The 7682-nt window shown below is 64.3% G+C and carries 6 protein-coding genes; all 6 read left to right on the top strand.

All coding sequences use genetic code 11. The annotated features are described in order from the left end of the window. A partial coding sequence (locus ABFE16_19680) for a hypothetical protein (GenBank protein ID MEN6347521.1) occupies positions 1-1244 on the top strand: 1244 nt, incomplete at its 5' end. 79 nt (positions 1245-1323) lie between these two features. Beyond that, the gene (locus ABFE16_19685) at positions 1324-2418 is read left to right on the top strand and encodes a hypothetical protein (protein ID MEN6347522.1); all 1095 of its coding nucleotides are present in this window, start codon (positions 1324-1326) and stop codon (positions 2416-2418) included. 215 nt (positions 2419-2633) lie between these two features. Further along, positions 2634-3482 (top strand): hypothetical protein, encoded by an 849-nt coding sequence (locus ABFE16_19690; protein ID MEN6347523.1) that lies wholly within the window; start codon positions 2634-2636, stop codon positions 3480-3482. 104 nt (positions 3483-3586) lie between these two features. Then, complete coding sequence (locus ABFE16_19695) at positions 3587-4081, top strand: hypothetical protein (protein ID MEN6347524.1); 495 nt, start codon at positions 3587-3589, stop codon at positions 4079-4081. 214 nt (positions 4082-4295) lie between these two features. Further along, positions 4296-5867: a hypothetical protein gene (locus ABFE16_19700; protein MEN6347525.1), complete on the top strand. Its 1572-nt coding sequence runs from the start codon at positions 4296-4298 to the stop codon at positions 5865-5867. A gap of 361 nt (positions 5868-6228) precedes the next feature. Continuing rightward, positions 6229-7682 (top strand): right-handed parallel beta-helix repeat-containing protein (locus ABFE16_19705; GenBank protein ID MEN6347526.1); only part of this gene is annotated, 1454 nt, incomplete at its 3' end.

Here is a 7682-nt window from a genome sequence, read left to right on the forward strand (position 1 = left end):
TCTCCACTGTTGCGGCCTTACTGGTCGCGCTTGCGCCGGCCTTCGGTTCTGGTGAGTGGCAGGTCAGCACGATTGTGGCTGATGGGCTCGGCGCCGTCGGCGGCGGACTCGGCTTCGCCATCGACAGCGACGGGAACGCCGGCCTGACCTACCAGAATCAGCTCCCCCTACATGGCGACCAGTGGGGCGTGTACTACCTTCGTCAGGACGCAACGGGTGCCTGGTCGAGTCCGGAAGCCATCGAGCTGGGCACCGGCGTCGGCGAGGCCAACGACCTTGCCTACTGCGGGAACACAGCCCACGTGTCCTACCGCGGCAGCAACAACGCCTCACCGGACACGGGGTACCTGTCCTATGCGGTGCGCAACGGCACCTGGTCTGTCGAGAGGCCCTTCGGAACCAACGCCTTCGACTTGGACCACACGGACATCCAACTGGACGCCCAGGGCAACGTCGGCATCGGCTTGCTCGATCTCGACGGCACGCAAGCCTCCTCGGACAACCTTGCGTCCTACGCCTACTACAATGCGACCGGCTGGCACCTGACTACGATCGCCTCGGGAGCCGGGCAGTACCCCTGGGCCCCGGGCGGGATCAGCGTCTCGGTGACCGACGATGTTAGCCGGCCGACGGTTGGCTACAGTCGCGACGGCAACCTGCTGTACAAGACGCCCTATGTTGCCACGACGACGGACGGCTCCACCTGGACCAAGACCTCGCTGGCCAGTGGTGAGACCGCACTGTCGATGACGGTGGATCACGATGCGTCCGGCAAGCAGTATGCTGCTTGGCTGGATGGGAAGACGCAGAACGTGCGCTTTGCCACCTTCAACGGCACCTCGTGGTCGGTGGAGACCGCCTATTCGTCCGGGGCCGGTGCGCTCACCGTCAACAACGACAACCGCTACCTGTCCATGGCCATCGACAGCAGCGGTGTGCCGCATATCCTGTGGTATGACCCCGCCCTCAAGTCGGTCCGGTACACCTGCAAAGTCGGCGATGAGTGGCGGACGCCACGGACAATCGCCGCCGGCAGCGTCGGCTACTGGCTTGCGATAGACACTGACAGCCAGGACGTGCCGCATTTCGCGTACTACAATTACCACTCCGAGACGGGTAGCGGTCCCATCAGTTACGGCTACGGGTCAGCAGTGCCGGAGCCCGGGACTTGCGCCCTGGTTTTGCTCGGCGCAGCAGTGCTCATGATACGCCTCAACCGGGGGAAATCCTCCAGACGGGCCTGACGCTTGCGGGTGAAGACCCACAGCGGCCGACCGCGCACGTCCTGGGCGGTTGCCCTCCCGCGCATACGGGGAGCAGCTAATGGTCACGCGACGTTTCCTGTTTATGGCCTTGGCAGGCTTGCTCTTGGTGGCTGCGGCAGAGGCTGCAGACACCGAAGCGGTCCGCCAGGTAAGCCCGGTTCCTCCGGGTCCCGATTCGCTGCGCGTGACCCTGATGCCGACCACCACTACCCCCTCTGCCACCGCGCCGACGGGGCGGCAGGCTAGTTCGCGGATGCTCGACAGCAGCAACCCACCCGTTGCGAAGATCCACCACTATGCGACGGAGGTCGGATACGCCTACGGCGTCGAGCCGGTGTACCCGATGCTGCCGACAGACTCCCCCTGGATCATCACGGTTACGACGGCCCCTCTGCAACTCGAAGGCGGCACACCACAGCAGACGATCCCCCCGGTGAGAGTCCAGGTCCACGATCTGAAGTCAGACCCCGGTGGTACGGGCTGGGTCGACTGCACCGGCCAGTCGGGCATCATGGACTATATCGGCGACCGAGACGGCTGGCTTTACCTCGAATTTCGGATTCTCGTGCAATACGTCGATCGGCCGGGGCACTACGTGGGGAACGCCAGGTTGGAGTTCACCGTGTACCCGCCGGGCTGGGATGAGCCCTACACCGGCCAGATCCCGCTGGAGCTGCACCTGAACGTGCCGGAGCTCTTCGGTGTGCAGCTAGACCCCGAGCTTCGCTTCCCGGACACCGAGGGCAACTACGGGGGCTGGATGTACACAGAGACGGAAGGGCGGCTGACCGTCAGTGGCAACCTGGACTTCAATGTCCAGATCAGCGCCGGTGACGACCTCACGGGTCCGGGCACGCGTACCGGGCAGATGGAGACCGCACTGCGACTGCGGCAGCCCTGGGGCACCGGCACGCTCTGGAGCACCTGGGGTGATCTGGGTGGCGACGTCAGCGGCCACGGCAAGCCTGCAGACTGGACCGGCGGGGTAGATCCGTCAGCTCCCTGGCCCGGGACGGTGCAGAGCCCCGGCTACGTGACCAGCCAGGGCATCAACGAGATAGGCATCACGGGTGCGGCATGGCGCAGTGGGGTCCAGGACCTCGCCGGCGACTACAGCGGGGCCCTGACGATCACTGTATCGCCCATGCCATGAGGCGGCTTCACTCAGGAACGACGAAACGCAGGATTGAGCAACCCGTAGGGAGGGGACCAACATGGGGGACGGCCAGGGGGCCCGGGAGGTGATGTGGTAGAGGTCGGAGGGCCTCTACTTCATCGGTCAAGGAGTACCAGGCTGCGACAGACTGCAGCGACGCCTGCCCGCAAGAGGGCAGGCGGCCCAACAGGAACACCCTAGGAGGAAAGACCATGTCCCGACTGCTCTGTGTTGTTGCTGCAATGCTACTCGTAACGGCCGCGATGGCCCAGACGATCCCCTTCGCGGAGACGAACGCGACCGATCCAGCCCTGCCCATCGCAGCCAGTGCGGATTTCCATGCGACTGTCCTGACCTACGCGTCCGTACATGTCATCCCGCCGACCACTCTGACTATTCCTGGCGATGTTGACGGTGAGGCCGGCTTCGCCGCGATCGAACCAGTCGCGACCGTCAATCCGGAGACCGGCCAGTTCGATGATCCCGAGGACCCCTGGAAGCCCGCCGCTGGAAGCCATGGTGGGCTCGTTGAGGCAAGCGCCAATAGCAGCTGCCTCCTGGACATCGCAGTGACCGAGTTCGCCGGAAATGGAAGCACGATTTCTACCAACCAGAAGCTCAAGTCCCTCGTGAAGGTTGGTGCCATTGCCGGCAGCACCGCACCTGCGACCTCTCTTTCGGCATTGTGGATTCCTCTCGACACCGAGAGTGCCACCCCGCAGTACGCTCCCGGTCTCGTTGGCACCGAATTCGTACAGGTCATCGACGGTGTCGGCGGCTGGGACCCGACCGCCAACAGCGGGAGCGGAGCTTCCATCACGGACATGCCCTCCGACACGATAACGGGTGCCACCTACGTCGTCAAGGGTCTGAGAATTGATCCGCTGAATGACAACCCGAGTTGGAATTTCCGCTACCTGCGCGTGTTCTGGGGCACCAAGGCCTACAACCGGATCAACCCGGACATCGCGGACGAGACCCACAACTACGACGAACTCGCGGCTCAGGGCGACTATGTTGCGACCGTAACCGCCACACTGACGGCCAACGAGCCCGGATAGGCTGGACCGCAAGACACACTGACCTGCTGTTCAGTCCCTTGACGTTCAGCCGGGGAGTGGGCCCCTTGCGAGCGCACTCCCCGGCAAGACCAGGAGCAGACCCTATGACGAGGCAAGTGCTGATAGGTGTGGCCTGTGTATGCGTGCTGGGTCTCAGTCTGCCCGGAGCCTGCCGGGCACAGAACCTGGCGACCTCCACCGAGACCTTCCACGCCTCGGTGGCGGACTACCTGTGGTGCGACATTGACGGGGATATCACGCTGCAGCTTCAGGCAGACAACTCCTCCTGGGCAGGCGGTGCGCCCCTGACCGCGAAGGCAAACCGTCCCTTCGAGCTTAGGACGGGCTGGGGCTCGTACTCCGGGACGGGGACGGCAACCGTGTCCTGCAGCCTCGACGGCACCTTCGGCAACCAGATCACCGGCTACCTGAGTGCCGACAAGCGCCGGCAGACCGGGACGGTGTCGGTTCAGATCGTCGAGGGGACAGCGAGTGCAACACCAACAGCCCTGGGAGGCGGCCTGGCCTCAGCGCAGGCCAGCGTCATCCAGAACGAGGCCACCATCGGCACCGTCGTCGTCACTCTGTTTGCTTTCTAGTTGGCCGGGTGGGGGCTCGGCGACTTGCACAAGACCTACCCGGGGTGCTGCAGACCCGGTTTTGCTCGTGATCGATTCGCGCGCCGTAGCGGGACGGCAAAGGGAGTTCGGAATGTACCTTCATCGACGAACCGCGGTTCGTTCAGTCCTCATGGCGGTTCTGGCGTGTCTCCCAGTCTTGGGATGCCTCCCAGTCGCGCAGGCGCAAGGGTTCATGGTCAAGCCGCTGACGCTGGAGTTCAGTCCGGTCCCCGGCGAGCGAATCGAGCAGGAGTTGGAGCTACGCAACACCGCGGGTGAGGCCCTGGAACTGGTGCCCCATGTGATGCTGCTGGGCCAGGATGAGTTCGGGGGCTGGAAGACGATTGACAAACCGGATCAGGCCGATCCGGCCCTGGTGAAGCGCACGTGCGTGGACTGGGTGAAGGTGACTCCGGCCGAGGTGAGCCTGGGCCCGACCGAGGTCAAGACGATCAAGATCACCATGGCCACGCCGACCGGCGTTCGCGGGTTCCACTCCGCGGCGCTCATCATTGAGAACAAGCCGGTGCGACGAGGCAGCTTCCGGATGGTTGTCAGATTCCTCGTGCCGATTCGTATCAACCTCCTGGGAGCGCCTGCGCGGGAGATCATCTCGGCCGAAGACGTCAGCCTGAGATTCCTGGCCAAGGACAAGCCGGGACCGATGCCTTCGGGCGTCCCTCTGCCGACGACGGCGGCGTACCTGCGAGTGACCAACCAGGGAGAGACCTTCGGGAAGCTCGGCGGCAAGATCCTGCTCATGGCGCAGAAAGATGGGCGCTGGAAGCGCGTGGTCGAGGCTCCTATCTCCCCCCGAGGGATCATTCCCGGCGCTGCGTACTCGCTGTTCGTGGACCTCAAGAAGCGCCTGCCGACGGGGCACTACCGAGCTGTGGCCAACCTGCAGGTGAATGGGCGGTACGTGCGGCCGGTGGACAAGGAGCTCGACCTGGAGGGCGACCCGTCGGTCACGACGGTTCACGGCCAAGTGCAGCTTGAGCTGCCCGCGATCACTCGGGTGGACGCCGGTCCGGGCAGCACGCGGTCCGGGTCCCTGACGGTGCGCAACCCCTCGGACGAGGATGTGGAGGTCAAGTGCGTGCCGGGACGTCCGGCAGGGCTGTCGGGCGTTGCGATTGGAGACCTGCTCGGCGAGGACCTGGTTGCGACGAGTTGGCTCGAAGTGCGGCCGGACACCTTTACGCTGCGAGCCGGTGCCGAGCGGAATCTGCGTGTGCTGGTGCGGGCTCCCTCAACGGACAAGCCGCAGGCCAGCTACTACTCCGATCTCCGCTTGCTGGCTACCCACCCGGACGGCCAGGCAGCCGGTGATTTCCGGACGCTGGTGTGGATCCGAAACCCGAAGATCGACGTGGCGGAGAAGGCCGAGCCGATGCGGCTGTCCCTGGCGGAGCAGGAGAAGGACCATTATGTCGCGACCGCCCAGTTCGCCAATGTGGGGAACACGCACTTCGAGGCCGGAGCGAAGATGCGGGTGCTGAACGCCGGTCAGACCGAGACCGTGGTTGAGGGGGAGGTGGAGGGCGCGCCGGGAGTGGTGCTGCCGATGGGGATGCCGGAGTTCAGCGGTGCGCTGGACTTCTCGAAGGTCCCGGCGGGGCTGTACAACTTGCTGGCGATCCTGGAGCTTGAGAAGCAGCCTTGCGCGGCCCGACTGCCGATTCGTGTGGAGGACGGGCCGGAGGGCAAGGTGGTCACGGTCCTGCCGCAGATTGCCGCTCCAGCGGACGGAGCCAGACCGTAAGCTGTGGTGTCTGCCGAGGGCGTGAAGACGCGGTCGTAGCGCTCCTTGATGTTCTGCCGTCTGTTTCGTAGAACCTCGCTGCCACCGATACGGCCGATCCAGACAACCTGCCGGTAGAGCCGGAGCAGTCGCAAGTCGTGGAGTTCCTCAAGGTCCAGCAGGCTGTAGGACGATCGTGCAGGTCCGGTGTGCAGAGGGGAATGGGAGGTGAAGGGTTGCGGACAGGTCGCACGGGCAAGGTGTCGTCGGCCTCTGCCCTGGCCGCAAGCTGGTTATGCCCGTTTGATCCAAGGTCACGGCTGTCGGCGCTCGGGACGCTGCAGTCGGGCCCAGGCGGGCAACCTATGGGGGACAAGTTCGAATGAGATTGCGCAAGGAGTGGCTGTTGGGTTCTGTCGTTGCGCTAGTGCTGTTGAGCAGTGTGGCCTTTGCAGCAACCGCTGTCTACGTGGACGACAGTTGGGCAGGCAGTAGCGTCGGTGCCACGGTTGGCAACGGCTACACCTTCGGCACCAATGCCTTCGCGACAGTGCAGGCAGGGATTGATGCAGTGGAGGCCGGGGGGACTGTGAACGTGGCGGCGGGCAACTACCCGGAGGACCTGCGGGTTGCCAAGTCCGTGACGCTTCGCGGCCCGAACGCCGGAATCAACCCGGTGACGAACGGGGCGGCCCGCGGCCTAGAGGCGCAACTTGAGAGCGTCAATGTACCGAACGATGCGGACATCAACGGCCTCACGATCGACGGCCTCAAGTTCTCGGGCAGTTCGCCGAACGGCACGATCTGGCTGAGCTACTACGGGTCCAACGTCACGATCACCAACAACATCATCGACGGCATCACCTACCATGGTATCGTGCACAACCCGGAGTACCCCTCCGGTGTCTCGCACAACTACATGACCGGGGTGCAGATCACCAACAACAAGATCACGAACATCTCCGGCGGGACATACACCGCGCTGTACTTCTTCGGCCTGACGGACGGCGTGATCAGCGGCAACGCGATCAGCAATGTGGGCGGCATCGGAATCAACCTTGTGAACGCGAACGAGGGCGACTCGTCCAAGTTGGTCACGGTCACGGTCTCTGGGAACACAGTGACTAACTGCGGGCTGCAAGGCATCCAGATGGCCTTCGGGGCCGGCAACGTGACGATCTCCGGCAACACCGTCTCCGGTGCGAACTACACCAGCGCGAGCGACAAGGGCGGCATCCGCCTGTACGGGTCGCAGTTCTGGGGTCCGGTCACGGTCTCGGGCAACACGGTAACCAACTCGTACAATGGCCTCTGCATCCGGGATGGCGAGAACCTGAGCGCAACTGCGCAGTACATTGCCATCAAGGACAACACCTTCACCAGCAACGCCAACGCCGCGATCTACCACGGCGGCACCGGTACCCTCGACGCCAAGACAGGCAACAACTTCAATGGTGCCGCGACCCTCGCCGGGATCGAGGCGCAGGTCTATCACTACTACGACAACTCCGCGCTTGGCCTGGTGGACTACGGCCAGCCGACGACGCTGGCGGCTGTCTATGTGGATGACGACTGGGCCACCTGCACCCGCGGCCAGATCGTTGGCGGGCATATCTTCGGCCACGATGCCTTCGCGACAGTGCAGGCAGGGATTGACGCCGTCGACGCCGGCGGCACTGTGAATGTGGCGGCAGGGACGTACAACGAGAACGTCTCCTATGCCAAGTCAGTCAATGTCCTGGGGCCGAACGCCGGTATCAGCCCGGTCGATCCGACGAAGACCCGCGTGGATGAAGCCGTCCTCAACAGCATCACGCAGACGGCCAACGCGAGCAA

The organism is Armatimonadia bacterium, from assembly GCA_039679385.1.
In the GTDB taxonomy this organism is placed as follows: Bacteria; Armatimonadota; Zipacnadia; order Zipacnadales; family JABUFB01; genus JAJFTQ01.

Bases quoted from the DNA above. Each gene is read 5' to 3' on its own strand.
- ABFE16_19685 (MEN6347522.1), top strand. From the start codon at position 1,324: ATGGTCACGCGACGTTTCCTGTTTATGGCCTTGGCAGGCTTGCTCTTG.
- ABFE16_19690 (MEN6347523.1), top strand. From the start codon at position 2,634: ATGTCCCGACTGCTCTGTGTTGTTGCTGCAATGCTACTCGTAACGGCC.
- ABFE16_19695 (MEN6347524.1), top strand. From the start codon at position 3,587: ATGACGAGGCAAGTGCTGATAGGTGTGGCCTGTGTATGCGTGCTGGGT.
- ABFE16_19700 (MEN6347525.1), top strand. From the start codon at position 4,296: ATGGTCAAGCCGCTGACGCTGGAGTTCAGTCCGGTCCCCGGCGAGCGA.